Here is a 1735-nt window from a genome sequence, read left to right as displayed (position 1 = left end):
TCAAAATAAAAAAGAAACAAAAAGTATCGTTTTTATTTTGAGATACTGCAAAAGCAAAGGATGACACGATGTCTCAATATGATGTAGTAGTGATTGGTGCAGGCCCGGGCGGATACGTTGCCGCCATCCGTGCCGCGCAACTCGGTTTCAAAACCGCTTGCGTTGACGCAGGCGTTAACAAAGCAGGCAATGCCCCTGCATTGGGCGGTACTTGCTTGAACGTAGGTTGTATCCCTTCTAAAGCCCTGTTGCAATCCAGCGAACATTTCCACGCTGCGCAACACGAGTTTGCCGAACACGGTATCACTGTCGGCGACGTAAAATTCGACGCGGCCAAAATGATTGAGCGCAAAGATGCCATCGTAACCAAACTGACCGGCGGCGTGAAATTCCTGTTCCAAAAAAACAAAGTAACCAGCCTGTTCGGTACTGCTTCCTTTGCCGGTAAAAATGGCGATGCTTACCAAATCGAAGTCGATAACAAAGGCGAGAAAACCGTTATCGAAGCCAAACACGTCATCGTAGCCACCGGTTCCGTACCGCGTCCGCTGCCACAAGTCGCTATCGACAACGTGAATGTATTGGACAACGAAGGTGCATTGAACCTGACTGAAGTACCTGCCAAACTCGGCGTGATCGGTTCCGGCGTGATTGGTTTGGAAATGGGTTCCGTATGGAACCGCGTGGGTGCAGAAGTTACCATTCTTGAAGCCGCGCCGACCTTCCTGGCTGCCGCAGACCAACAAATCGCCAAAGAAGCCTTCAAATACTTTACTAAAGAGCAAGGTTTGAGCATCGAATTGGGCGTGAAAATCGGCGACATCAAATCCGAAGGCAAAGGCGTTTCCGTTGCTTACGAAACTGCTGCCGGCGAAGCCAAAACTGAAGTATTCGACAAACTGATCGTTGCCATCGGCCGTATTCCAAACACCAAAGGCCTGAACGCGGAAGCCGTAGGCTTGGAAAAAGACGAGCGCGGCTTTATCAAAGTAGATGGCGAATGCCGTACCAACCTGCCTAACGTATGGGCAATCGGCGACGTGGTCCGCGGCCCGATGTTGGCACACAAAGCCAGCGACGAAGGCGTTGCCGTTGCTGAGCGCATTGCCGGTCAAAAACCGCATATCGACTTCAACAACGTACCATTCGTGATTTACACCGATCCTGAAATCGCTTGGGTGGGTAAAACCGAAGAGCAGCTCAAAGCCGAAGGCGTGGAGTACAAAAAAGGTACTTCAGGTTTCGGTGCAAACGGTCGCGCATTGGCAATGGGCAAAGCCAAAGGTACGGTTAAAGTGTTGGCAGATGCCAAAACCGACCGTATCTTGGGCGTACACATGATCGGCCCGGTTGTCAGCGAATTGGTTACCGAAGGCGTGACTGCGCTCGAATTCTTCGCCAGCAGCGAAGACATCGCCCGCATTATCCATGCCCACCCAACCTTGTCCGAAGTGGTTCACGAAGCTGCATTGGCGGCTGACAAACGCGCTTTGCACGGTTGATAGACATTAAGGCCGTCTGAAACTTTTCAGACGGCCTTAAGGCCTCCGACAAATTGAATGTTTCGAGAGCTCCGTTTTCTGATTTATAATTCCGTCAGACAAACACACAGCATTTACATTCATTATGAACAAAGAAATAGTCGGTATTTTCTTTATACCGATGGGCATCATCAGCATGTGTATGGCCGCATTGTGGCAGATGTATGTGATGATGACCGAAACTTATACGCTCA

Annotated in this window: 1 protein-coding gene; it reads left to right on the top strand. The window is 50.1% G+C overall.

Translation table 11 applies throughout. The annotated features are described in order from the left end of the window. Positions 1 to 68 precede the first annotated feature (68 nt). Complete coding sequence (gene lpdA / locus ACTHUE_RS17860; protein WP_002225317.1) at positions 69 to 1502, top strand: dihydrolipoyl dehydrogenase; 1434 nt, start codon at positions 69 to 71, stop codon at positions 1500 to 1502. Positions 1503 to 1735 lie beyond the last annotated feature (233 nt).

It is taken from the genome of Neisseria sp. P0021.S005 (assembly GCF_051956955.1).
The sequence above is the reverse complement of the archived record's forward strand: the minus strand, read 5'-3'. Positions and strand labels throughout refer to the sequence as shown.